Genomic DNA, 23,017 nt, shown 5'->3' on the forward strand with positions numbered 1-23,017 from the left:
AGGCTGCCGGCTATTCGCTTTCCGTATCAGATTTTTGCTCCTCTCAGGCGCAGCGCATTGAGCACCACGGAAATGGATGATGCGCTCATGGCAAAAGCGGCGAACATCGGGCTGATAAGGATACCGAAAACAGGATAAAGCACGCCTGCCGCGACCGGCACGCCCAACGCATTATAGATCAGGGCGAAGAACAGGTTCTGCCGGATGTTGCGCATGGTGGCGCGTGAGAGTCTGCGGGCGCGCACGATGCCGTCGAGATTGCCTTTGACCAGCGTGAAACCGGCCGATTCAATGGCCACGTCCGCGCCGGTGCCCATGGCAATGCCCACATCGGCCTGCGCCAGGGCAGGGGCGTCATTCACCCCGTCACCGGCCATGGCGACCTTGCGTCCCGCCGTTTGCAGTTCCTTGATGATGCGTGCCTTGTCCTCGGGCAGGACGTCCGCGCGGATTTCATCGATGCCGAGCCGCGCGGCGACCGCTTTCGCCGTCCGTTCGTTGTCGCCGGTCGCCATGATGATGCGGAAACCAAGCTCATGCAGCGCCTTCAGCGCAGCGGGAGTGGTCTCCTTGACCGGATCGGCGACACTGACGAGACCGGCGACCGTGCCCTCGAGCACGACGAACATCACGGTTTCGCCTTCGTCGCGCCGGGCGTTCGCCTTGTCTGCCAGTGCGGTGACCTGGAGCCCGAGTTCCTCCATCAGCTTCAGATTGCCGAGAGCGACGCTCTTGCCGTCGACCGTACCCTTGACGCCCTTGCCGGTGACGGCCTCGAAGTCTTCGGCCTCGCCCAACTGTACGCCGCGGTCTTCCGCGCCGGCGACGATTGCTTCAGCCAGCGGATGTTCCGATCCCCTTTCAAGGGTAGCGGCAAGACGCAATACCTCCTGCTCGTCATGGCCATCCTCCGGGAGCACGGCCACCAGCCGGGGCTTGCCCTCGGTCAGCGTCCCGGTCTTGTCGACGATCAAGGTGTCGACCTTCTCGAAGCGTTCCAGTGCTTCCGCGTTCTTGATCAGCACGCCTGTCTGCGCGCCGCGTCCGGTTGCTGTCATGATCGACATGGGCGTGGCAAGGCCGAGGGCGCAAGGACAGGCGATGATGAGGACGGCCACGGCGGCGATCAGGGCGTAGGACAGGGCAGGGGCCGGTCCCCACAGCGCCCAGCCGATGAACGCGAGAACCGCGATGCCGATGACCGTCGGGACGAACCAGCCGGCAACCTTGTCGGCGTATTTCTGGATCGGCGCGCGGCTGCGCTGCGCGTTTGCGACCATTTCGACGATCTGGCTGAGCATGGTGTCGGCGCCGACGCGCGTTGCCTCCATGATCAGGCTGCCCGTGCCGTTGATGGTCGCTCCGGTCACCGGATCGCCGGGTGTCTTTTCGACCGGCACCGGTTCGCCCGAGATCATGCTTTCGTCGACCGATGAACGGCCGTCGGTCACCACGCCGTCGACCGGCACCTTGTCGCCGGGGCGCACACGCAGACGGTCGCCGATCTGGACATCCTCCAGCGGGACCTCTTCCTCGCTGCCATCGGAGCGGATTACCCGCGCGGTCTTCGCGGCCATGTCCAGAAGCGCCTTGATGGCCTTGCCGGTGCCCTCTCTCGCGCGCAGTTCCATGACCTGGCCGAGAAGCACCAGGACCACGATGACGGCGGCCGCCTCGAAATAGACGCCGACATGACCCTCGGCGTCCCGGAACCCGTCGGGAAAGATCCCCGGAGCCAGAACCGCAACGACGCTGAAGGTCCAGGCGGCCATGACACCCATGCCGATGAGCGAGAACATGTTGAGATTGAGCGAACGGAACGAATTCCAGCCGCGGGTGAGGAAAGGCCAGCCGCACCACAATACGACGGGTGTTCCCAGGACCAATTCGATCCAGAGCGTTATCCGCTCGCCGAAGATATCGCGCACGCCCGACAGGCCCACATAGGGTCCCATGGTGAAGACGAGCAGGGGAACGGTCAGGACAGCGCCGACCCATAGCCGGTGTGTGAAATCCACGAGTTCCGGGTTCGGCCCCTCGTCGGCCATCGCCGCGTTTTCAAGTTCCAGTCCCATGCCGCAGATCGGGCAGGATCCCGGTTCGGTGCGGCGGACTTCCGGGTGCATCGGGCAGGTATAGACAGATCCCGAATATCCCGCCGGCACAGTATCGTATTGGCCGCCTTTTCCGGACGGCGCGTCACCGGTCGCGTGGGCATGATGGTGACCGTGACCATGACCGTGATGGTGCTGGCCGGCTTCGCCCTCTGGAACCAGATGCATCCCGCATTTCGGACAGTCGCCGGGTTCCGGTTGCCTTATCTCCGGATGCATGGGGCAGGTGTAAACCATCTCGGCCCCATGCCCGGACGTCGTGGTCGGGGCATGGGAGTCACGGGTCTCATAGGACGACATTTCGGGTTCTCTCCGATTTTCGATGCGCCGGCCGAGGCGTTCGGGACAAGCAGGGCGTTCCGCTTTAGCTCGATATGACGGGCTTTGCTGCCAGGGCCACAAACGTTCCGAACGGGTAGCGGGCCGAAATCACTGTAACGGATAATAGCGCCCTTGCCGGGCTGGAAAAGGCCGCATGGTGATACCATACGGCCAAAGACAGGCCCTGCCGACAGGTCTTACCGTTCGATCCTGCGGTGCAGGTGGAATCACAACGCCGACTGGGCCGGTGAGGCTTCATACCCGGCCGTCTTCAGAGCGGCCATGACCTGATCGGCAGAGAGCTGGCTTTCGACCGAAACGATCCTGTTTTCCATATCGAAGTCCAGTTGCGCCGATCCGTCGGCGCCCTTGACGGACGTGTCGATAGCCGCCTTACAGTGGCCGCAGCTCATATCGGGTACGTGAAATCTCATGGCAGTGCTCCTTTGCTGGAATTTTTCGAATATGGAGTTTCCAGTTGGTGGAAGGTCAAGATCCGGGACCCGTTCAAAATTTTATTTCTGCCAGCCTTGACCTTCCAGTAACTGGAAACCCTATTTTCGTGGAAATTCGAAAATCGGAGACGACATGTCCAGCGAAACCCATGCAACACTTTCCATCGAAGGAATGTCCTGTGCATCTTGCGTCGGGCGCGTGGATCGCGCTTTGGCCGTTCTGGAAGGCGTGAGCGATGTATCGGTCAACCTGGCCAGCGAAACCGCCCAGTTGACGGCTGACGGGCCGGAGCGGCTGATGACCGCGGCAAAGCGCCTTGATGAACTCGGGTATCCCGCACGCCGCGCCAGTGTGACGCTGAACGTTGGCTCCATGTCCTGCGCGTCCTGTGTCGGACGGGTGGACCGGGCGCTGTCCGCGGTCCCCGGCGTAACCGAGGTGAACGTCAACCTCGCCTCCGAGACGGCAAGTGTCACCTACCTGGAAGGCATGACCGGTCCCGCTGCATTGGCGGCTGCTGCGACGGCTGCCGGATATCCAGCGGAGGTTGCCGAAGCGAGTGCCACCCAGGACCGTACAGCCCGCAAGGAGGAGGAGGCCCGGGCGCTTGCCCGCCGGGTGGTCCTGGCCGCTATGCTGGCGCTGCCTGTCTTCCTGATGGAAATGGGCAGTCACGTGATCCCGGGGATGCACGACCTGATCGGGCACACCATCGGACATCGGACAAGCTGGCTGATCCAGTTCGCCCTGACGACCGCGGTCCTTGCCGGGCCGGGCCGTGCTTTCTATCTCAAGGGTATTCCGGCGCTTCTCAAGGGCGCCCCGGACATGAACAGCCTCGTCGCCGTCGGCACGGCGGCGGCCTATGCCTATTCCGTGATTGCCACCTTCTTTCCGGTACTGCTGCCGGATGCGGTCAGGTCGGTCTATTACGAGGCCGCTGCTGTGATCGTCGTGCTGATCCTGTTCGGACGGTTTCTGGAGGCGCGCGCCAAGGGCCGCACCGGAGCGGCAATCCAGAAGCTGCTCGGTCTTCAGGTTCGAACCGCGCGGGTTCTGCGCGATGGCGAACCGGTTGAACTGTCAATTGAAGACCTGCATGCGGGCGACATCGTCGTCGTCCGGCCGGGAGAACGCATCGCCGTCGACGGCGAGGTGACGGAAGGCGAAAGCCACGTCGATGAAAGCATGATCACCGGTGAACCGGTGCCAGTTGCCAAGACGCTGGGGGCCGGCGTCACTGGCGGAACTGTGAACGGGGCGGGGGCCTTTCAGTTCCGCGCCACCCGGGTCGGGGCCGACACCACACTTGCGCAGATCATCCGGATGGTCGAAGAGGCGCAAGGGGCCAAGCTGCCGATCCAGGGGCTCGTGGATCGCATCACCCTCTGGTTTGTCCCGGTGGTCATGTCCGTTGCGGCGCTGACGGTGCTGGTGTGGCTAATCCTCGGTCCCAGTCCCGCGTTGACGCTGGCGCTGGTCGCGGGCGTGTCCGTGCTGATCATTGCCTGTCCCTGCGCCATGGGCCTGGCCACGCCGACGTCGATCATGGTCGGCACTGGCCGCGCGGCCGAGATGGGCGTGTTGTTCAGAAAGGGCGATGCCCTGCAGCAACTGACCGCGGTCGAGGTCGTCGCGCTCGACAAGACCGGCACAGTGACCGAAGGCCGGCCGGAGCTGACCGATCTTGTCCTCGCCCAAGGATTTGACCGCGATGACGTTTTGGCGCGGGTCGCGGCGGTCGAGGACCGGTCGGAACACCCGATTGCCGCCGCCATCGTGCGGGCGGCGCGCGGCGAAGGCGTCGCGCAGGTCGGCGTCGCGGACTTCACCTCGATCACCGGTTACGGCGTTCAGGCGACCGCCGGTGGAGCGCAGGTGATCGTTGGCGCGGACCGCCTGATGAGCCGCGAGGGTATCGACCTGGGGCCGTTGGCGGAGATTGAAACCGACCTGGCCAGGCGCGGCCGGACCGCGCTCTTTGCCGCTATCGATGGCCGGATTGCCGCGGTTATGGGCGTTGCGGACCCGGTGAAGCCTGCAAGCCGCGCCGCGATTGCGGCCCTTCATGCACAAGGGCTTCAGGTCGCCATGATCACCGGCGACAAGCGAGAAACGGCCGAGGCCATTGCCGTGGAGACGGGCATCGACCATGTCGTCGCCGGCGTCCTGCCCGAAGGCAAGGTTGCCGCCCTTCAGAAGCTGCGCGGGGTTGGCCGGAAGATCGCCTTTGTCGGCGACGGCATCAACGATGCGCCCGCGCTCGCCCATGCGGACGTGGGCATCGCCATCGGCACCGGCACGGATGTGGCCATCGAATCCGCCGATGTCGTGCTGATGTCGGGCGACTTGCGCGGCGTGGTCAATGCGTTCGAAGTGTCGAAGCGGACCATGACCAATATCCGGGAAAACCTGTTCTGGGCATTCGGTTACAATACCGCGTTGATCCCGGTCGCCGCCGGCGTGCTTTACCCGGCCTTCGGGCTCCTACTGTCACCGGTTCTCGCCGCCGCCGCCATGGCCCTATCCTCGGTCTTCGTACTGACGAACGCACTGCGCCTTCGCCGGATCAAGCCTCCGATGGACGAAAAGGAAACGCCGGCACCGCAAGTAGCAGCTTTATTGGCGGAAGCGGCCGAATAAGGGAGAGCATTATGAATATCGGCGACGTATCACAACTGTCCGGTGTTCCGGCAAAGACGATCCGTTATTACGAGGATATCGGGTTGATCAAACCCTTGCGAGGGGACAATGGCTATCGCAGCTTCCAGGACAGAGATCTTTATAAATTGGCCTTTCTTGGCCGGGCAAGGTCTCTCGGTTTTTCGATCGAAGATTGCAGAAGCCTCCTGGAGCTTTACGAAAACGATGGTCGGGCGAGCGCCGACGTGAAACAGATCGCGGAGAAGCATCTGGCTCGGATCGAAGAGAAGATTTCCCAACTCCATTCCATGCAAAGGACATTGGCACATTTGATCGATGCTTGCGCGGGAGATCATCGCCCCGACTGTCCGATCCTTAATGACCTTGGCCAGGCTTCCGGACTTTCGGCGACTCGCAAGCGGCAGTGATACCCGGGCTATGCCCATTGGCAATGCGGTAACTGGATAGCTGTATCCTTGCCGATATTGACCCAGCGGCGTCCGGAGGCGCTTCTGCGGATCCAATGCCGAAAAGACTTGCTGAGAGATGCTGCCAGATGCCGGGAATTGAAAACACAGCCCAAACGGCGCACCGCTATACACGATTGCAGATCGTGCTTCACTGGTCCGTCGTTATCCTGATCGCCGAGCAGTGGTATACGTCAAAGGCGATCCCGCGAACACACAACCCGTTCCTGCCACCATCGAAAGCCGATCTGTTGATGCACATGGTGCACAATTATGCCGGCATGTTGATCGGGCTGCTCATGGTGATCCGTCTCGGATTGATTTTCCTGAACCCCCGTCAGGGCAAAACCGGAAGCCGGGACTGGCAAACGAAGGGGGCCCATGCGGTGCACTGGGCACTGTATCTGGCTGTTCTCGGTCAGGCGTTGACCGGCTTTGTCGCGTCCTATCTCTGGAAGGGCGCTGTTCCCTTCCATCTGATGTTCTGGAATCTGATCCTGACCCTGGTGAGCGTGCACGTCCTCGCGGCGGCCTATCACCTTGTCTGCGGAGATGGTGTCGTCCGGAACATGGTTGTCTGGCGCCCGAAACGGTAGGAGCCGAACCGTTCCAGATCGGCCGGGCTGAAGTTGGCACTACCGACGAGGTAAGTTTGGCATGTACCATCCGGCCGTTCACGGGATGATCATTCCATTGCGGACATAGTCTTCGTGATACGGGAACACGATTTCCGGATCCGACCGCAGGACGTTGCTATCCTTGTCGCAATAGTGCAGGCGTAGGAGCAGGTCGCGGATCAGGTTGAGCCGGGCACGCCGCTTGTTGTCACCATGCACAATTGTCCAGGGCGTGATTGCATTGTGCGTCCGCGACAGCATTTCGTTCCGCGCGGAACTGTAGTCGTCCCAGAGCTTGACGGCCTTTGCATCGATAGGGCTGATCTTCCACTGCTTGAGCGGATTGGTGCGCCGGTCTTCAAGGCGGCGTTTCTGTTCGTCCCGGGAAATGTCGAGATAGTATTTCAGCAGCTTGATACCCGAACGCACCAGCATGTGCTCGAAGTCGAGGACCGTCTCCATGAATTCCTCGTACTCTGCTTCCGTGCAGAATTTCATGACCCGCTCCACCCCCGCGCGGTTATACCAGCTGCGGTTGAACAGCACGAACTCCCGGGCTTTGGGAAGGTGTGCGGTGTAGCGCTGGAAGTACCAGCCGGTGCGGTCGAGATCCGATGGCTTTCCGAGTGCCACGACGCGCGTTTCCCGCGGGCTCAGATGCTCAACGATCCTTTTTATGACACCGTCCTTGCCGGCCGTGTCACGGCCTTCGATCAGGACCAGAATCCGATCGTCGCATTGAATGAAATGCTTCTGAAGTTTCACCAGTTCGATTTGCAGGGCATGCAATTGGGCACGGTATTCCTTCTTGTCCAATTGCATGCCCCTTTGAGACTGGTTCTTGTTTCGGCTTTGGCGTTTCATGGCCTTTTAACCGTACCTCCCAAATTCTGTCCTGGACGGCTTTGGGCGATGGTCTCGCTGACGAAGCTTTCTTAGACAGGACAGGGCGGCATGCGGCGCTCCTGATTAGTCGGCCCACATGGCGGCGCGTACCATCGGCGGAAAGACATTGATTTTGTTGTCGACCTCCCTGACACCGGCCACGTTCTCCGTTGCCACGCGTATAGCCTGCCTTTCCGGATCTGAATCGACGGCTCCCCAAAGATGGGCGATGCCGCCGGATACGGTAACGGTCACAAATTGCCGGTCTATTCCGGTTTCCTTCAAAGCCTGTTCCACTTTGCCACGGATCGTTTTGTCATCCTTCGCAGCCTGTTCCGTGGCCGGCTTTGGCGTCGCCAGTCCACGCAGCAGATCGGCACGGCTCACGACCCCCACGAGTTGTCCGTTTGTGACGACCGGGACCCGTTTTATGTGGTTGCGTTCCAGCAAGTCGGCGACTTCCTCGAGAGACGCGTCCTCACCCACGGTTTTTACGTCCCGTGTCATCACGTCCTTCGCCGTGCCGCCGTGCGACTTGATATAGTCGAGTGCCTTGTCCTCCGGGGCGGCCAGAAGCGCCATCCACCATGAAGGATGGCGCTCCGTTTGGGTTTCGGTGCGCCGGATCAGGTCACCCTCGCTGACGATGCCGACCATGTTGCCTTTGGCATTCACAACTGGTACTGCGCTGATCCGCTTGTCGGCTAGGGCTTTTGCGACGTCGCGCACGCTTGTGTCCGGGCCGACCGTTATTACGGACGTCGTCATCACGTCTTTCGCAAACATGATATTTCCCTCCATTAGATAATATCCTTATCCAACAACCTATTATGGGAAGCCATTCAGGGGGTATGTCAATCACCCAGCCCGACCTCCCGCCATTTGGCCTTCTACATGGTGTGCGGCCGGTAGGTGATGCCGTTGGCTGCCTGCAGTTCGCGCACATATTTGATGATCGTTGCCACCTCTTCCTGACTCATTTGTGGCTGTGCAGGCATGTTTCCATAGGGCCAGTGGTGCTGGCGCACGCCGAACCTCGCCGCGACTAGGAATGACTCGTCGGTATGGTGTCCGGGATTGTAGATGTCGTGGACCAGCGGCGGGCCCTTGTCGGTTCCCGCCGCGTTGGCGCCGTGGCAATCCGCGCATACTGAATCAAACGCTTGTTTGCCTTTCAGGGCGATTTCGGAGAGTTGCGGCACTGAGACTGCTACGCTGACGGCAGATGTTCTTTTTTCCGATCCGAATGTTTTCCAGAGCCACAGACCTCCGCCAATTACGAAAAAGCCCAGCACCAGATATCTCGGCAGATTGTCGCGCAGGTTCATTTGGCGGATTTCCCTTTCTGTGTAAGTGGTCGAACCATTGTTTTCGACGCAGTGGACATCCGGCCATGCGCACGTTCGGATTGGTTCGCATTGTTGATGCGGACGACGACGTCAAACGGCGCAAACGCACCGGTTCTGGCTCCCTGCGGGTCGTCGTAGGTGGCACCTCCCATTCTCCGGGACATGGTCTGGAGCACTTTCATTTTCTATTGCCCGTAAAGCGCGGTGAAGATGCGTTCGTACGCTGCATCGCGGAATTCCCTACAGACTTCGAAGCTCTTGCCGACATCCTCAAAAATTTCGCGCTCATGCACGATCGCCGAATTATCGGCCTCAAGAGGTTTACGGTCTTTCCGGATCGTTTCAGCCGCTGCCGCCACACCGGGCATCCACGGATTGAACGCCTCGGAATAAAGATACCGGCTGGCCCTCATCGGATGCAGCCATTTGAGAATTTCCGCCGACCATGGATTGGAAAACGCCCGAACCCAGGGGCTGAAGAATGTCGCATATACATTCTCGCTGAATTCGGATGTCCGGCGGACACGCTCAAAGGCGTCACGCGGATAGTCGGTTTGAAGGTCCTCAACCCGGCGCGGCTCGAAACGAACCTCATAAGCAGGCTTGTGACAGTCGGGATCTCTGGACGGATTGTCGATCTTCATTTCATAGAGACCGGGGGGGAGGGCCTCGATCTCTTCAAGGCTTTCCAGGATGGCCCTGTGTTCCAGTCGGGCGATGCTGGCCGAGACGAAAATTCCCAAGTGCCCCACATGGGGATTGGTCAGGTAGACGATCCGCTGACCGGCCTGTTTCAGGTCGTCCGTGTCCTTGTATACCGCAGGTATCCAGCCCAGGGCCTGATGCGGTGGGGTGATATTGTCGCCGTAAGACGCGAAGATAACGATCGGGTTGGCGATGCGGCGCAAGTTCGCAAGGCAGCCTTCGCAGATACGCACCAGGCCTTGTTCGAGCTTGTTGCCGACAAACAGATTTTCGACGATTGCCAGCATTTCCTCGCGGCTGAGGAAATAGAAGCCGTTCCACCAGCGCTCAAAATCAAGGAAACGCTCGCGTTCGGTATCGATATGGCTGAAGAGGTTCGCATATTTTTCCCAAATCGCCTTTTCCGGCTTCAGGTTCTCGAAGTTCTGAGCCAGCCATGCACCATCGAAACGACCATCCGCGAGATCTGCGGTTAGATGGGTGAGCCATGCACCGCCGAGCAAACCTCCGGCGACCCGCATCGGGTTTACACCCGATTCACCCGCCCAGTAGGACAGCGGCGAACCGTTCAACACGATTGGCCCCGCCAGGCCTTCACAATCGGTCGCAAGCAGCGTCACCACCCAGCCGGCCTGACAGTTTCCGTAAAGCACCGGAGGGCTATCCAGATGTCGGCGTGCCACCTCTTCGACGAAGAGCCTGAGGGCATGGAGAACATCCATCAGGGTCTGTTCAGGTTCAGGCTCCGGATAGAAAATGACGAAGTAGACCGGATGCCCCTCGCGCATCGCCATTCCGACCTCTGAATCGCGTTTGAAACCGCCTATACCCGGGCCATGGCCTGCACGGGGATCGACGACGATGACCGGTTGTTTGTCGACATCGATACAGTTCTCGAGGCAGTCTTCTCCGACCGATGTGATCCGCAGCAGCGCATAGTTCGCCGGGCGTTCGAAACGCCGCGCGTCGAGCACCGTCTCGTATTTGAAGTCGAGCAGAGGCGGCATCCCAGAGCGCTCATGCGCCAGCATGTTGTCGGCACGTTGACGCAGCGTGTCCCAGAATAGGATGCAACGTTCCAGAAAATCGCGCTGATAGGCGGCTATTTCCTGGACGGAGTGAAAAGGATCGCCGACGGCAGGCCGGGGTGCTGCTTTGGCAACATCGCCGCCATTGTTGCTCGCGGGACGATCCAAACGCTGTTTCCGGCGGCTTTCCCGGGATGCCAGAGATTTCAATGTTGTGGTGATCGTTTCCATTACTGCCACCTCCTCGCAAAGAAGTTGAACAAGGGCGCGAAAATCAGCGCGACATACCAGCCGTAGGCGAAGCTTTCGACGAGGCCGAGCAGGAAGCTGGGCAAGCTCAGCCATTTGAAGCCGGGCAGCAGGCGCAACCAGGTTTCGTACATGGCCTGTTGCGGAAAGATGAGGTCGAAGATCACGCACAACACGTACGTGACTGCGAGAAACAGGCCGAGGCTCATCCCGAGGGTCAAAACGGGTATGCGGATCGCAGACGGGGCGGGAAGCGGTGTGCCGGAAGGGCTTTGCCGCCCTGGAGAAACTCGGTCAACCATGAGCGCTCTCCGTGGTTTCTTCGACAACGGTAGCCTTCGAACCCGCATACAGATGCGGAGCGGCCTCGAATTGCTCACGGCAGTCGCGTGAGCAGAAATAATAGACCGATCCGTTGTATACGGAGGGTTTGGAGTCCTTTGTCTGAACGGTCTTTCCACATACAGGATCGACGTCATTCACGGGGGGGATCCAGCGAAGTTCGCCTTCGCTGTTTGAGTTTTCTTTTCCGGCTTTCTTGTGCGAATGATGTCCAGTTATGTGAGAACCGCAGCCGAACCTCATCATTAAGAAGAAGAGACCCGCCCAGAATAGAAAATAGACCAATGTTTCCATTTTAATCTGTCCATTTGTTATTTTACGTGCATCTGCTCAGGTGTTTATGTCTTTGCCGTAGTATAGCAGTGGCACCTTTGGTTCGTGGCAATTGCCTCTGTAAAGTACGTGTTTCTGTTTCCACGAATTTGGATTAGAAATTCATGTGTCTAGACACGTTTCACTTTAACGACGGGGCATTGCCGAGCTAATTACCTAAATCAGCGACATTCGTATCGATTTGGGAGGATGAGGTCGTGGGATAATGTATCTTGTCCAGTCGACAATTGCCTGAACAGAGAGCCCAGAAAATGTTGTTTCAGGAAAAAATGAAGTGAAGATTCCAGCCAGTGCGAAATGACTACACTGCTCATTTTCGCTGCAATCCCATTTGTTTTCCGGTGCAAAGTACGATGCAGAAAGATCTGTATCTGTTGACAGCGTAGAAACGCAAACAACTGTCTCGGGAAGATCGCCCAAAGATTCGTTTGATACCAGGAAGGCAAATATTGTTACCGCAACAGCAATCAGAAGCCCGGCAGTAAGCCGAAGTAATGAGACCAATTGTCCATCAGCAAGATTATGCGCTAAATTGAGCATTTCTGGCTAACTTTCTCTCACTGAGCTTGCAGTATTTCAAGCACGCGAAATGGCTGAGCTCGTCTCGACGATAGTTAGGCATTCGATCAGTAGGGGCATGATGAATAAACTCTAGTATATCCTCACGCGTCAGTTTTTGTTTGATCAAAATCAATATGGAGACTTGGTTCTCTACCGTGCAATTATTTCCTCTGGCTGGTGGGTTGAAAACAAGTCAGCCCCTATTTAATAAAGTCATGAACTCGGTGCGGCTTTGTGGTCGGTTGAAAAGCGATTGCGTTAAACGGAATTTTTTATATGAGGCGCGGTTCCTGTAAGCTTTTGATATTGGTTTTCGCTCTTGCTGTAAGCCTAGTGGTAGCGGGAGGTGCGTTCACCCACTCGGTAGGCTCAACTGTTGAGGCTCACGTAAACCAATCGGTCACATCAGTTGATATTTTGCACGGTGAAATGTCCAATGATCAGGGGGGAACATTTTCAGGGAACGAAACAGTTCACTGTGGTGCCTACCTGCTTGCCTTGACCTCGGACGTGCCTCTGTCGGGGCCCGATCTCCTGCAGGTCATTGGCACAGTTCCGCCGAGTTTGGCACTGTCCAGACAGGCGAACCTGGACCCGCCACCACCACGACCTGTTCCTCTGCCCGCTTGAACTCTTACTCGGCGAACGCCGCCGATCAACCGGTTACAGGAACAGATTGATGAAATTCAAAGTAATGACCATCGCCGGCACGCTGGTGCTGGCGGGTGCCGCCGCGGCCCTGGCGCATGGTGGCGCTACGGGAGTCGTCAAGGAACGCATGGATGCCATGGGCGAGATGGGGGATGTGATGAAGTCCCTCTCTTCGATCATGCGCGGCGACAAGGGCTATGACGCGGCCGCGGTGCGCAGCGGCGCCGAGGCGATCCAGTCCCATTCGGGCGAGGCCCTGACGAAGCTCTTTCCCGAACACAGCATCGAGGGATCCTCGGAAGCAAAGCCCGAGATCTGGTCGAACTGGCAGGAATTCAAGAGCCTTGCCGATCAGCTGGACCTCTTCGCCGCGGCGCTTGGTCAGGGCGCGGACAATGGGCTGGCCCATGGTGGCGACGGTGCCGGTATGATGGGTGGCAGCTCCATGATGTCCCAGGACGGGATGATGGGGACCGCACCCATGATGGGCGACGCATCGCAGATGGCGAACCCGGAGATGCTTGCGCAGATGCCGGCGGACGGGCTTTTCAACATGGTGGCCCAAACCTGTTCGGCCTGCCACTCCAAGTTCCGGGTTGAGAAGAAATAGCCGATGCGCCGCTGGTTCATTGTTGCGATGGCTGCTCCCGCGGTAGCGGGAATGGCTTTTGCCGTGTTGCACTATTGGCCGATCAGCAAGACTGAGGAAATTCAGAACCTTGTTGGGGATCCTGGGCGAGGTGCCTATCTCGCGAGAATGTCCGGATGCATTGCTTGCCATACCAACTCTGCTCAAGGTGGCAAGCCACTCGCGGGCGGTGTCCGCTTGCCGACAGACTTTGGGACATTCTATTCGCCCAACCTAACAACCGATCCCGAACACGGGATCGGCGACTGGAACCTGGAAGACTTCGCGCGTGCACTGCGCCAGGGAGTGGCTCCCGACGGAAGCCCGTATTTTCCGTCGTTCCCCTATCCGTTCTACAGCAGCTTGAGCGACCAAGATGTCGCCGATCTCTGGGCGGCGTTCAAAACCGTCCCACCCGTCGCCGAAGCGTCAAAAGAACATGACATGCTGCCACCGTTCAATCTCAGGGCCGGGCTCAAGGTCTGGCGTGCGCGCTACTATGATCCGGCACCTTTTTCACCGGACCCCGGGAAGAGCGATCTCTGGAACCGGGGCAAGTTCATCGTGGAAGGGCCCGCTCATTGCGGCGCTTGCCACACACCGCGCAACCTGCTTGGCGCCCGGGAGGTGGAAATGGCGCTGCATGGTGCCGAAGAGCTGCCGGATGGCGGCAAATCGCCTCCCATTACCAGCGAGGCCTTGAAGGAGGGCGGCTGGGACATAAACTCCTTGTCTTACGCGCTCAAGACCGGAATTTTGCCGGATGGCGACGTCTTTGGCGGCTCGATGGGCGAAGTGGTTCGGGACGGCACCGCTTTCCTGACCAACGAAGACCGGAAGGCGATCGCGACCTATCTTCTTGAAAGAGAGAACTGAGACCATGCTGACAAGGCGCAGAATGCTTCAACTGGCCGGGATGGGGACGGCGGCTTTTTCAGTGCCGCCGATCCTGACCGCTGCACGGGCGTCCGACAGATTTCTGGAACTGACCGCCGGTCCTTCTCGCAAGAAGCTTTATCGAAACGACGCCGCGGAGTCCGAACTGTGGACCTATAACGGTAGCTCGCCTGGCCCTGAGATCCGGGTACGGGTTGGCGAGACTGTGAAGGTTCGGCTGTTCAACAATCTTGAGGAGCCGACCTCCATTCACTGGCACGGGATCAGGATCGACAACGCCATGGACGGCGTTTCCGGGCTCACGCAACCCGCGGTGCCGCCTGGCGAGAGTTTTGACTACGAGTTTGTCGTGCCGGATGCCGGAACCTACTGGTATCATGCGCATAACAAGAGCTGGAACCAGGTGGCACGCGGTCTCTATGGCCCCCTGATCGTGGAAGAGGCCAAGCCGGCCTTCAGCAGGGACAATGATCTGACCCTGGTGATCGACGACTGGCGTCTCAACCGGGACGGAAGCCTCGACGTTGCCAGTCTCGGCCATCTGATGGACTGGAGCCATGGTGGTCGGTTCGGCAATTGGCTGACGGTGAACGGCGAAAGCAATCCGGAAATTCAGGTGGTGCGCGGACAGGCCACCCGTCTCAGGCTGATCAACGCGGCCAACGCCCGGATCTTCGAGATCAACCCCGGCCGGTTCGGTGCGAAAATCCTGGCTTATGACGGCCAGGCGCTCTCAAAGCCCCAAATACCGGCCTATGCCCCATTGCTGCTTGGCCCGGCGCAACGCATGGATCTTCTGGTGACACCTGACGATGACTTCTTGCTGGAGGAGCTTTCGGGAGACGATCCCTATCCCTTTGCCCGGTTCCGGACCGTTGAGGGGGATGGGACGCAGCACAGTGCGGGCTCCTTGCCAGTGAACGCCATCCCCGAACCTGACCTGGACAACGCGCGGGTGGTGCGTGTCGACATGACCGGCGGCGCCATGGGCCGGATGGTCCAGACGGTCTACCAGGGCAAGATCCTTTCAGGGGAGGATTATCCGCGCACCGGACAGCTCTGGGCCTTCAACGGGGTCGCGAACCTGGCGGAGGAACCGCTTTTGGCGGCCCAAAGAGGGGAAACAATCATTCTGGAGGTGTTCAACGATACCGCCTTCATGCATGCCATGCATGTGCACGGACACCATTTCCGGGTGATCGAGCGAAGTGGGGCGACCATCGATGACGGTGATCCCTGGCGGGATACGTTTCTGGTCGGTCCCGAACAGACGGTCCGGATTGCCTTCGTGGCGGACAATCCCGGCAAGTGGCTGTTTCATTGCCACATGCTGGAACACGCGGCCGCCGGCATGAATACCTGGTTTGATGTTGCCTAGTGCGCTAACTCAATTGTGTAATTTTCGGTATAGAATTATTTAATCTTATCGGGTATTCAAAATCTATGAGCTCTTGGATTTCGGTCTTTCTTGTTGCTGTTTTTGCAGTGGTTCACACGGCTGCTGCGTTTAGTGCTGACGAAGTCGAAATCCAGACGCTTTCTCAGAAGCCCTCGGTTCTTCAGACAAGCTTGACAGTTCTGGCGATTGCAGGCGCACACCAAATGAAGTGCTGCGAGCAATCAGGAAATCAGTACAAATCCCCGAAAGTATCGAATTGCAGCGTGGATTGCGTTACCTTTATCGGCACGCGCTCGGTGGTTCTGCCAAAACTAATGATCGCCCATGAACAGTTGCAGCCACCCCCATTCAACGCCTCCAACCCATCTCCGGATAAACGGCCTCCAAGACACGTCTGACCAGGCACACATGCGTGAGTCCGCAAGGACCGCGCGCGACAGGTCAATCATGATTGGAGTGAAACGATGCTATCCAGGCGAAGCCTGCTCGCATGTTCCGCCGCAATTTGCGGGACCATAGTTGTCCCTGCGTCGGCGCATCCGACCGGAAAAAAACCATTTAAGGTCGACCCGAAGTTTGAACCGCAATCCGTCCGGTATTTTTCCCATCCCCCCGGCACAATCGTGGTGGATACGGGAAAACACTTCCTGTACCTCGTCGAGAGTTATGGGAGCGCAAGACGCTACGGTATTGGAGTTGGAAAAGCCGGGCGCTCTCTGAAAGGTGAAGCGGTTGTGGAGCGCAAAGCAAAATGGCCTAGCTGGCGTCCGACTGCCAATATGATCCGACGAGAACCCGGCAAGTACGCCAAATACGCAGCCGGTGTGCCAGGTGGCCCAGGAAATCCACTCGGGTCCAGAGCCCTGTATCTTTACCGCAATGGCCGGGACACGATGTACCGGATTCATGGCACAACTGAACCATCCTCAATCGGACGATCCGTCTCGAACGGCTGTGTACGCATGATCAACGTACACGTCGAAGATCTTTTTGAACGCGTCCCGTTGGGAACAAGGGTAATCATCTTATGACTATGCAATACACGAACAACCAAATCAAAACGTCCGTTCCTCAGGTCAAGGCGGCTCCCAAAACAGGAAACTCTATCGGCAGTCTTTTCGCAGGACATAACATTTTCATGATGGCTTGTTGTGCGGCGATGGTGATCGGAACTGGATTCCTGATCGCAACTGCGCCAGCGGGACAGACGATCGGCCAAACACTTCTTCTGGCTGCTCCAATGCTCGGATGCGTTGGCATGCATCTCGTAATGCATCGCTTCATGGGAAAGTCTTGTCACGGTGACTCTAAGTCAGAGTCAAAAAATGACTAGACTAAGCTTGCTTCAGAGGGTTTTGCAGCAGCTCGTGATTTGGAGCATGCGAGCTCCCGGATTGCCTAAGGACACATTGGGCATGGGCTTTGCCCCATTCGCGAATTCCACGAACTCCGCGCAGGAAGACCCGTGGAAGCGTAACCCGAAATGCAATATGACGATGGGTGAATGATCTTCAAATGAGAAAACTGACAAGAAGATCTTTTCTTGCCGGGGCGGCGAGCCTTTCAGGGCTCGCCGTAACCGGCTGTATTTCGAGCAATGCACCTCAGGAGCCTCTTCCGCTCGCGGAGGACCCGGCCTACCTGAGCATGTATGGTGCAAAGCCTGCCGAACAATTTCCGCTTCCTGCGATCAACCTCAAGAAAGTGCCGGAGCGCTTCTATCGTCAACAGGTCGACTATCGAACGAGCGAAAAGGTAGGAACGCTGGTGGTCGATACACCAAACTATTACCTCTACCTCGTCCAGGAAAACGGGAAGGCGATGCGCTACGGAGTCGGCCTCGGGCGCGCCGGGTTCGAGTGGTCGGGGAGGGCACGTATTGCGCGCAAGTCGGAATGGCCTACATGGACGCCGCCCGATGAGATGATCGAGCGCCAGCCCGAGCTCGAGAAATGGAGTTGGCGCAATGGTGGCATGCCGCCTGGACTGGAAAACCCGCTTGGGGCTCGCGCGCTCTACATTTTTCAGGGCAACAAGGACACGCTCTACCGTCTCCACGGAACCGCCGAATACTGGACGATCGGAACCGCTGTTTCGAGCGGCTGCGTCAGGCTCATGAATCAGGACATCATTGACCTGTATGGTCGGGTTCCCGTCGGTTCCCCGATTGTGGTGCTGTCATGAACCGTGCAATCAAGATCTGGTCGGTCCCCATCATTCTGCTCATTTCGATCGGTGTTGCTGTCGGCGTTTTTCTAAGGGGTAGCAGCCGCTCTGCCTCCTTGGAATTGAGGCCGGGTGAAGCGGAACTCGTACGCAGAGGCGCCGAAGTTTATGCGCAAAATTGCGCCTCCTGCCATGGCGTGGATCTTAAAGGGGAGGAGGATTGGCAATCGGGCAATACCGACGGCACGCTCAAAGCCCCACCCCATGATGAAACCGGTCACACCTGGCATCACGACGACGAACTGCTTTTCCGGGTCACCAAATTCGGAACGGCAAAGGCCGTGGATCTCAAGGACTTCAAATCGAACATGCCTGCCTTTGAAGGCACGCTGACCGATACGGATATTGTCGCCGCGCTGTCCTGGATCAAAGCCCAGTGGCCCGAGGAAATCCAGGAGCGGCATGACATGATGAATGAGCGAAAGAGGAGCAACAACCAATGAATTTCCGATTGCCAAGCCTTGGGACCGTACTGATTGCCCTGTTGTTCACCGCGTCAACCGCTTCTGCAGACCAGGAAGAAGGACTGACGGAAGCCAGGATCAAGGAGTTGGCACTCGAGGCAATTCTTGAAAACCCAGAGATCATCGAACAGGCGATCGGCTTGCTTCAACAAAAGCAACTCGCGCGTCAACAAGCAGATGTGGCTTCCATTTTGGCCGAAAGGCGCAACGAACTTGAAGAAGATCCTAACGCACCGGTTCTCGGCAATCCGGCTGGGGATGTCACCCTTGTCGAATTTTTCGACTACAATTGTCCCTACTGCAAACGCGCGATGCAGGAAGTCAAAACTCTGCTCCAAGCAGATCCGAATATCAGGCTTGTCTATCGGGAGTGGCCCATTTTGAGCCCTGGTTCCATATTTGCTGCAAGGGCTGCACTCGCGGCTCGAAAGCAAGGCAAATATGAGGAGTTCCACTGGGCGCTGATGGGCTTCAAAGGGAAGGTAGAGGAAGGTTCAACGATCAAGATCGCAAAAGAGGTCGGTCTGGATGTCGAGAAGCTTAAGGTTGACATGTTGGCACCCGAAATCGAGGAACATATCAGGTTGTCTATGAACCTGGCCGAAGCGCTTAACATCAACGGCACGCCGGCGTTTATCGCAGGGGAAAAAGTTTATCCGGGTCTTCTCACGTCCGAACAATTGTCTCAGGCAATCGAGGATGCCCGGAGCGCCCAATGAAGGTAACACAGGATCTTGGTTCCGACGCACTTGGCGAAGTTGGTAGATATGTTCATCGCCATTGCAGTCTCCAATGATGCGATGGAAGCGGCTCCTTTACCTAGGTCGCAAGATCTGACCGACCCATCGTCAGTCACTTATTGGTTGTGCTGATTTGCCGGTTCTTCATTGAAATTCGACAAGATCTCCCAAGCCACTGCCGTTGCCATTTCGGTGACCGGTAATCCGTATCTTTGCCGTAGGTCTTTGCATGGATGTAAGGATCCCTTCCTGCCGCCGTCGAAGACAGACTTGCTGACAAATATGGCTCATAAATATGCCGTCATAGTCATAGGGTTGCTCATAACAGTCCGTCTCGGACTAAGGTTTCTGAACCCTCAACAGGGTGACGCCGGGCACCGATCCTGGCAAACGAAGGCAGCGTCAACGGTGCATCGGGCTCTCTATCTTTCCGTTCTCGGTCAGGCGGCGACCGGCTTTGTCTCGTCCTATCTCTGGAAAGGGGTGGTCCCGTTCCACCAAATGCTCTGGAACCTGACACTGACCCTGGTGAACCTGCATGTCCTCGCCGTTGCAATTCATCTTGTCCGCCGCGACGGGGTTGTCGGGAAAATGGTCCCGAGGCGAGCAGAACGGTAGGAAAATATCTCAAGTTAACTGTCCAAGTTTGATTTATTTTCGATGCTACCTGGTTGGCATCCGTTTCGAAAAGTCACGCTTCAAACGTGGTTTCTTATTTGCAGTGTCGGCTAGGCAGCATTCCCATCGTATGATGACTTAATATGTCGGCAAAGCACTGACGCCTACAATCACGAAGAAGGGTGTCGAGATACCAGGCTCGCCATGGCAATTCGGAGAATACGCTGCAGTTCTACTTCAACATCCGGTCAATACTTGCGTCGGAAAAAGACCCGCTAAAGAACCTGCGCTTGGTTGGACCGAACACCGGGCACCCGACTTTATCAGTTCTATTTTTTCAATTTGGGTCGGCTAAGATTTGAAAAAACTGGCTGAGGTTCGTGCTCTGAGGCACACCCTCAACTAATGAAAATGACCGGGCCAACTGTCAGAATTCGGGTCATCTTGAGCTTCCAGCAGGTAGAAGCTGTATAAACGGCAATGAACCTGATTGGAAACCGCGTTGGACCTGACCTTTCAAACATTCAGTCTGGCATTTGGTCTTGGACTGCTGGGTTTTATCGAACCCTGCACGATCGGTGCGCACCTCATATTCGTAAACCGGCAATTACAAAATCCGTCTGAATATCGACTGGCGGCAGTAAGTACCTTCATTCTTGCACGCGTTATCGTCATGGCCGGATTTGGCGGGGCTATTGTCATGTTGGGCCAAATGTTGATCGGGGTTCAGACCGGCTTCTGGCTGGTGTTTGGGATCCTTTACCTGGCCCTGGGTCTGTTCATGATTGCAGGCTTTGGCCGGATTTTGCGCCGAAAGTTCGAGGTCGCTCCGGAGCGCTGGCGAATTGCCGGAAATCCACTCCTGCAGGGGCTCGCCTTTGGTTTGAACATTCCTGCATGTGCGGCGCCGATCCTATTCGCTCTTATTGGAACAGTGGCACTCACCGGTTCCCCTGTCTCTGGCGTAGTGCTGATGGGTACTTTTGCTCTGGCCCTGTCTTTGCCGCTTCTGCCGCTGACCGTTTGGCCACGATCTGCGGGTTTTCTTTCCCGGATGGCGGACTGGTTGAGGGCACGGCGCTGGTTTCTCGGCCTAGTATTCGTCCTGCTTGGCATTTGGTCGATATGGTTCGGCCTTTTTGTCGATCCTGTGGACTGGAGCGGAAGGTGACGCCGCGCCGAAGATTTTGGCATGTGGCCGGTGCCGGAGCCGCTTTCCAGGCGGGATCGTCCGCGGTTGACAGCTCCACAGTGATGTCAGCCCTGGTCTTTCAACTGACGGGGAGCGCTGTCGCGGTCGGTGCTGTCCCGGCCATCCTTCGCTGCGGCTGGCTATTGCCGCAGCTCTTCGTTGGATACCTTGCGGGAAAAGGCGGGGCCTTGATGCCCTTTTATGTCGTCGGTGCCTTCGGCCGCACCGCTGCCATCGCTGCGCTCTCGGTGGTGCTCTGGACCGGTGCCGTTGCCGAATGGGGGTTCGAAGTCCTCGGCATCGCAACGATGACGCTTTGGACAATTTATGCCGTCCTCAGCGGCATCGTCGGTGTTCCATACAACGATATTGTCGCCCGGTCGGTTCCTTCCGGACTACGCAGCCGACTGTTGGCTTTGCGGTTTTTCGGCGGCGGGATCGCCGCAATTGGTGTCGCCGCAGTAGCCGATCAGCTCATACGCACGCTACCGGTGCCAGTCTCCTACGCGGCTGTGCTCGGCGTCGCCGCTTGCCTGATGCTCGTGTCGTCCATCGTCTTCGTCAGTATGGGAGAGCCTCCGCGGTCCACACCCGTCAATACCGGTACGAGTTTCGGTTCTTATCTGCGGGAAGGACTGACGGTCTTTCGCGATGATCCGGTATTCCGCCGCTTCGTGTTCGCCCAGTGGGCGGGAGCTGCAGTCCTGATGGCGGCACCGTTCTATATCGTTGCAGCCGGAAAGACAGGCGCAGGACTGCAGAATGTTGCAATGCTCCTGGCAGCGCAAACCGCCGGCGGAATTGCTGCCAATCCGCTGTGGGGCTGGTGGGGAGACCGCTTTGGCAAGATCAGCCTAATGCGCGGGATCGCCATCGCCAGATTACTACCGCCATTTGCGATGGTGGGGCTCTTGACTATCGCCGCAGCGACCGAAAGCGCGCTTGCGCTCCTATCAGCGATGTTCTTTTGCCTCGGCGCCCTCGCCAACGGATTGACGATCGCAGTGATCGGTCTCTTGATGGAGATTTCACCCGATCAACGTCGCCCCGCCTATAGCGGATATTTCAATGCGCTGACGGCGCCTGCGTTCATTCTGCCTATGATTGGCGGCGTGATCGTGGCCGTTTCAGGGCTTGAAACAGTGTTCGTGATTTCTGCCGCGTCGGCATTGCTCCAGGCGGCGTTGTTATTCAGATTGAATGCAGGAATTCGATCTCGATAAAGCAGCCCGATCAAACGCGTGAGTGAGGCGCGGCAATTATAATCGCAGCCCCGACGATACAGATGGTTGCACCTAAGAGATCCCAGCGGTCAGGATAGACGCCCTCGACCAGCCAGAGCCATATGAGTGAACTCGCAATGTAGATACCTCCATAGGCCGCATAGGCACGACCTGCGGCCGCGCTATTTACCAACGTGAGCAAATATGCAAATAGACTCAGCGCGGCGAGACCCGGAACGATCCACCAGATTGATTTGTCGAGCCGCAGCCAAGCCCAAAATGCAAAACATCCTGCTATTTCAAAAACGGCTGCGCCGACATATGCCGTGAAAGTTTGCATTCTTGATAGCCCTCGTTTCGAAGAATGAAGATCGGACCCTGGCTCTTGATTAAGTGTCTTTGTCACACACTTGCATGATTTTCAGCCTACTGGTGCGTGATGTTTGGTAAGGGGTGTGCCGCTCACACGTTGACCGAACTCGTATATAGTCGATTTTGTTCTTTGCAGCGTCGTGGACGCGGCAGCCATGCGCCAGCATCGGAGATAAACGTTTTCCAGTGAAGATTTCTGCCCTCACACGCCGCTAAGTATTTCACCAAGGGAAAGGGCTATGATCAAAGGCTTTGATATCCAGCGCCTCGCAGAGCGCGCGCCAGTTTTGATAGCAACCTCCATTCTTCTAGGAATGGTTCCTCAAGTTTTGAGAATGTCGGGCATCAATGGATTTTATATCGGCCTGACAATTTTCCTTCTTAACCTAGCACTCTGCACTGTGGGGCTGGCGTCGGGGAAATTCCGTTTGTTTTGGCTGCTTTGGGCTGCTGCATCCATAGCGTCATTCATCCTTTTCGGTATGGCAACGCCTGTTGGAGTGGTCTTGACTTTACCCATTATCGTATAGCCTTGGC

General features: G+C 57.6%; 26 protein-coding genes. 16 read left to right on the forward strand and 10 right to left on the reverse strand.

The annotated features are described in order from the left end of the window. Nucleotides 1-26: 26 nt before the first annotated feature. Both O6760_RS32015 and O6760_RS32020 read right to left on the reverse strand, forming a co-directional pair. A complete protein-coding gene (locus O6760_RS32015) occupies nt 27-2,351 on the reverse strand; it encodes a copper-transporting P-type ATPase (RefSeq protein ID WP_267480492.1) in 2,325 nt (774 codons plus the stop codon). Between the two features lie 311 nt (nt 2,352-2,662). Beyond that, nucleotides 2,663-2,869 carry a heavy-metal-associated domain-containing protein gene (locus O6760_RS32020; RefSeq protein WP_075284818.1) on the reverse strand — a complete coding sequence of 69 codons (207 nt, stop codon included), beginning with the start codon at nt 2,867-2,869 and terminating at the stop codon, nt 2,663-2,665. A 154-nt stretch (nt 2,870-3,023) separates the two neighbouring features. Between O6760_RS32020 and O6760_RS32025 the strand changes: the two genes are divergently transcribed. The 3 genes from O6760_RS32025 to O6760_RS32035 all read left to right on the forward strand — a co-directional run bounded on the left by O6760_RS32025 (nt 3,024) and on the right by O6760_RS32035 (nt 6,597). Beyond that, nucleotides 3,024-5,534 carry a heavy metal translocating P-type ATPase gene (locus O6760_RS32025; RefSeq protein WP_209171661.1) on the forward strand — a complete coding sequence of 837 codons (2,511 nt, stop codon included), beginning with the start codon at nt 3,024-3,026 and terminating at the stop codon, nt 5,532-5,534. 11 nt (nt 5,535-5,545) lie between these two features. After that, on the forward strand, nt 5,546-5,962 hold the full coding sequence (cueR, locus tag O6760_RS32030) for a Cu(I)-responsive transcriptional regulator (protein WP_075284727.1): 417 nt from the start codon (nt 5,546-5,548) through the stop codon (nt 5,960-5,962). A 128-nt stretch (nt 5,963-6,090) separates the two neighbouring features. Further along, nucleotides 6,091-6,597 (forward strand): cytochrome b, encoded by a 507-nt coding sequence (locus O6760_RS32035; RefSeq protein ID WP_075284726.1) that lies wholly within the window; start codon nt 6,091-6,093, stop codon nt 6,595-6,597. Between the two features lie 78 nt (nt 6,598-6,675). Here the strand turns inward: O6760_RS32035 and ppk2 are convergent, their stop codons facing one another. The 7 genes from ppk2 to O6760_RS32070 all read right to left on the reverse strand — a co-directional run bounded on the left by ppk2 (nt 6,676) and on the right by O6760_RS32070 (nt 12,049). Then, a complete protein-coding gene (gene ppk2, locus O6760_RS32040) occupies nt 6,676-7,482 on the reverse strand; it encodes a polyphosphate kinase 2 (RefSeq protein ID WP_075284725.1) in 807 nt (268 codons plus the stop codon). Nucleotides 7,483-7,587: 105 nt separating this feature from the next. Then, entirely contained in the window at nt 7,588-8,289 is a 702-nt protein-coding gene (locus O6760_RS32045; protein WP_075284730.1) for a CBS domain-containing protein, read from the reverse strand. A gap of 104 nt (nt 8,290-8,393) precedes the next feature. After that, entirely contained in the window at nt 8,394-8,831 is a 438-nt protein-coding gene (locus O6760_RS32050) for a c-type cytochrome (protein WP_075284724.1), read from the reverse strand. A 206-nt stretch (nt 8,832-9,037) separates the two neighbouring features. Next, nucleotides 9,038-10,816, reverse strand: coding sequence for a DUF3141 domain-containing protein (locus tag O6760_RS32055; RefSeq protein ID WP_075284722.1), 1,779 nt, complete (start codon nt 10,814-10,816; stop codon nt 9,038-9,040). Further along, nucleotides 10,816-11,136 carry a DUF5676 family membrane protein gene (locus O6760_RS32060; RefSeq protein ID WP_075284721.1) on the reverse strand — a complete coding sequence of 107 codons (321 nt, stop codon included), beginning with the start codon at nt 11,134-11,136 and terminating at the stop codon, nt 10,816-10,818. Before O6760_RS32060 ends, O6760_RS32055 begins: the two co-directional genes overlap by 1 nt. Next, complete coding sequence (locus O6760_RS32065) at nt 11,129-11,470, reverse strand: YHS domain-containing protein (RefSeq protein ID WP_269586466.1); 342 nt, start codon at nt 11,468-11,470, stop codon at nt 11,129-11,131. The genes O6760_RS32060 and O6760_RS32065 overlap by 8 nt, the downstream gene beginning before the upstream one ends. A 195-nt stretch (nt 11,471-11,665) precedes the next feature. Beyond that, nucleotides 11,666-12,049, reverse strand: a complete 384-nt coding sequence (locus tag O6760_RS32070) for a hypothetical protein (protein WP_139314320.1) — start codon at nt 12,047-12,049, stop codon at nt 11,666-11,668. Nucleotides 12,050-12,749: 700 nt separating this feature from the next. Here O6760_RS32070 and O6760_RS32075 point away from each other — a divergent pair. The 12 genes from O6760_RS32075 (at nt 12,750) to O6760_RS32125 (ending at nt 22,108) form a co-directional block, all read left to right on the forward strand. Next, on the forward strand, nt 12,750-13,331 hold the full coding sequence (locus O6760_RS32075; protein ID WP_083660862.1) for a c-type cytochrome: 582 nt from the start codon (nt 12,750-12,752) through the stop codon (nt 13,329-13,331). A 3-nt stretch (nt 13,332-13,334) separates the two neighbouring features. Beyond that, a complete protein-coding gene (locus tag O6760_RS32080) occupies nt 13,335-14,225 on the forward strand; it encodes a c-type cytochrome (protein ID WP_075284718.1) in 891 nt (296 codons plus the stop codon). Nucleotides 14,226-14,247: 22 nt separating this feature from the next. Next, nucleotides 14,248-15,624, forward strand: a complete 1,377-nt coding sequence (locus O6760_RS32085) for a multicopper oxidase family protein (RefSeq protein ID WP_228873420.1) — start codon at nt 14,248-14,250, stop codon at nt 15,622-15,624. Nucleotides 15,625-15,689: 65 nt separating this feature from the next. Beyond that, nucleotides 15,690-16,043, forward strand: a complete 354-nt coding sequence (locus tag O6760_RS32090; RefSeq protein ID WP_269586467.1) for a hypothetical protein — start codon at nt 15,690-15,692, stop codon at nt 16,041-16,043. 66 nt (nt 16,044-16,109) lie between these two features. Next, nucleotides 16,110-16,676 (forward strand): L,D-transpeptidase, encoded by a 567-nt coding sequence (locus tag O6760_RS32095; RefSeq protein WP_083660861.1) that lies wholly within the window; start codon nt 16,110-16,112, stop codon nt 16,674-16,676. A 128-nt stretch (nt 16,677-16,804) separates the two neighbouring features. Beyond that, nucleotides 16,805-16,978, forward strand: a complete 174-nt coding sequence (locus O6760_RS33525) for a DUF2933 domain-containing protein (RefSeq protein ID WP_228873488.1) — start codon at nt 16,805-16,807, stop codon at nt 16,976-16,978. A 182-nt stretch (nt 16,979-17,160) separates the two neighbouring features. Continuing rightward, a complete protein-coding gene (locus O6760_RS32105) occupies nt 17,161-17,829 on the forward strand; it encodes a L,D-transpeptidase (protein ID WP_075284715.1) in 669 nt (222 codons plus the stop codon). Further along, nucleotides 17,826-18,314, forward strand: a complete 489-nt coding sequence (locus O6760_RS32110; protein WP_075284714.1) for a c-type cytochrome — start codon at nt 17,826-17,828, stop codon at nt 18,312-18,314. The genes O6760_RS32105 and O6760_RS32110 overlap by 4 nt, the downstream gene beginning before the upstream one ends. Continuing rightward, nucleotides 18,311-19,054: a DsbA family protein gene (locus O6760_RS32115; RefSeq protein ID WP_075284713.1), complete on the forward strand. Its 744-nt coding sequence runs from the start codon at nt 18,311-18,313 to the stop codon at nt 19,052-19,054. The genes O6760_RS32110 and O6760_RS32115 overlap by 4 nt, the downstream gene beginning before the upstream one ends. 303 nt (nt 19,055-19,357) lie before the next feature. Beyond that, nucleotides 19,358-19,693 carry a cytochrome b gene (locus tag O6760_RS33530; RefSeq protein ID WP_228873479.1) on the forward strand — a complete coding sequence of 112 codons (336 nt, stop codon included), beginning with the start codon at nt 19,358-19,360 and terminating at the stop codon, nt 19,691-19,693. A 502-nt stretch (nt 19,694-20,195) separates the two neighbouring features. Next, nucleotides 20,196-20,864 carry a cytochrome c biogenesis CcdA family protein gene (locus O6760_RS32120; protein WP_209171659.1) on the forward strand — a complete coding sequence of 223 codons (669 nt, stop codon included), beginning with the start codon at nt 20,196-20,198 and terminating at the stop codon, nt 20,862-20,864. Then, a complete protein-coding gene (locus O6760_RS32125; protein ID WP_075284783.1) occupies nt 20,861-22,108 on the forward strand; it encodes an MFS transporter in 1,248 nt (415 codons plus the stop codon). The genes O6760_RS32120 and O6760_RS32125 overlap by 4 nt, the downstream gene beginning before the upstream one ends. A gap of 10 nt (nt 22,109-22,118) precedes the next feature. Here the strand turns inward: O6760_RS32125 and O6760_RS32130 are convergent, their stop codons facing one another. Continuing rightward, on the reverse strand, nt 22,119-22,448 hold the full coding sequence (locus O6760_RS32130) for a YnfA family protein (RefSeq protein ID WP_075284782.1): 330 nt from the start codon (nt 22,446-22,448) through the stop codon (nt 22,119-22,121). Nucleotides 22,449-22,719: 271 nt separating this feature from the next. Here O6760_RS32130 and O6760_RS32135 point away from each other — a divergent pair, with 271 nt between their 5' ends. Beyond that, nucleotides 22,720-23,010: a hypothetical protein gene (locus tag O6760_RS32135; protein WP_209171657.1), complete on the forward strand. Its 291-nt coding sequence runs from the start codon at nt 22,720-22,722 to the stop codon at nt 23,008-23,010. Nucleotides 23,011-23,017 lie beyond the last annotated feature (7 nt).

Origin of the sequence: Roseibium sp. Sym1, assembly GCF_027359675.1 — a bacterium.
In the GTDB taxonomy this organism is placed as follows: Bacteria; Pseudomonadota; Alphaproteobacteria; order Rhizobiales; family Stappiaceae; genus Roseibium.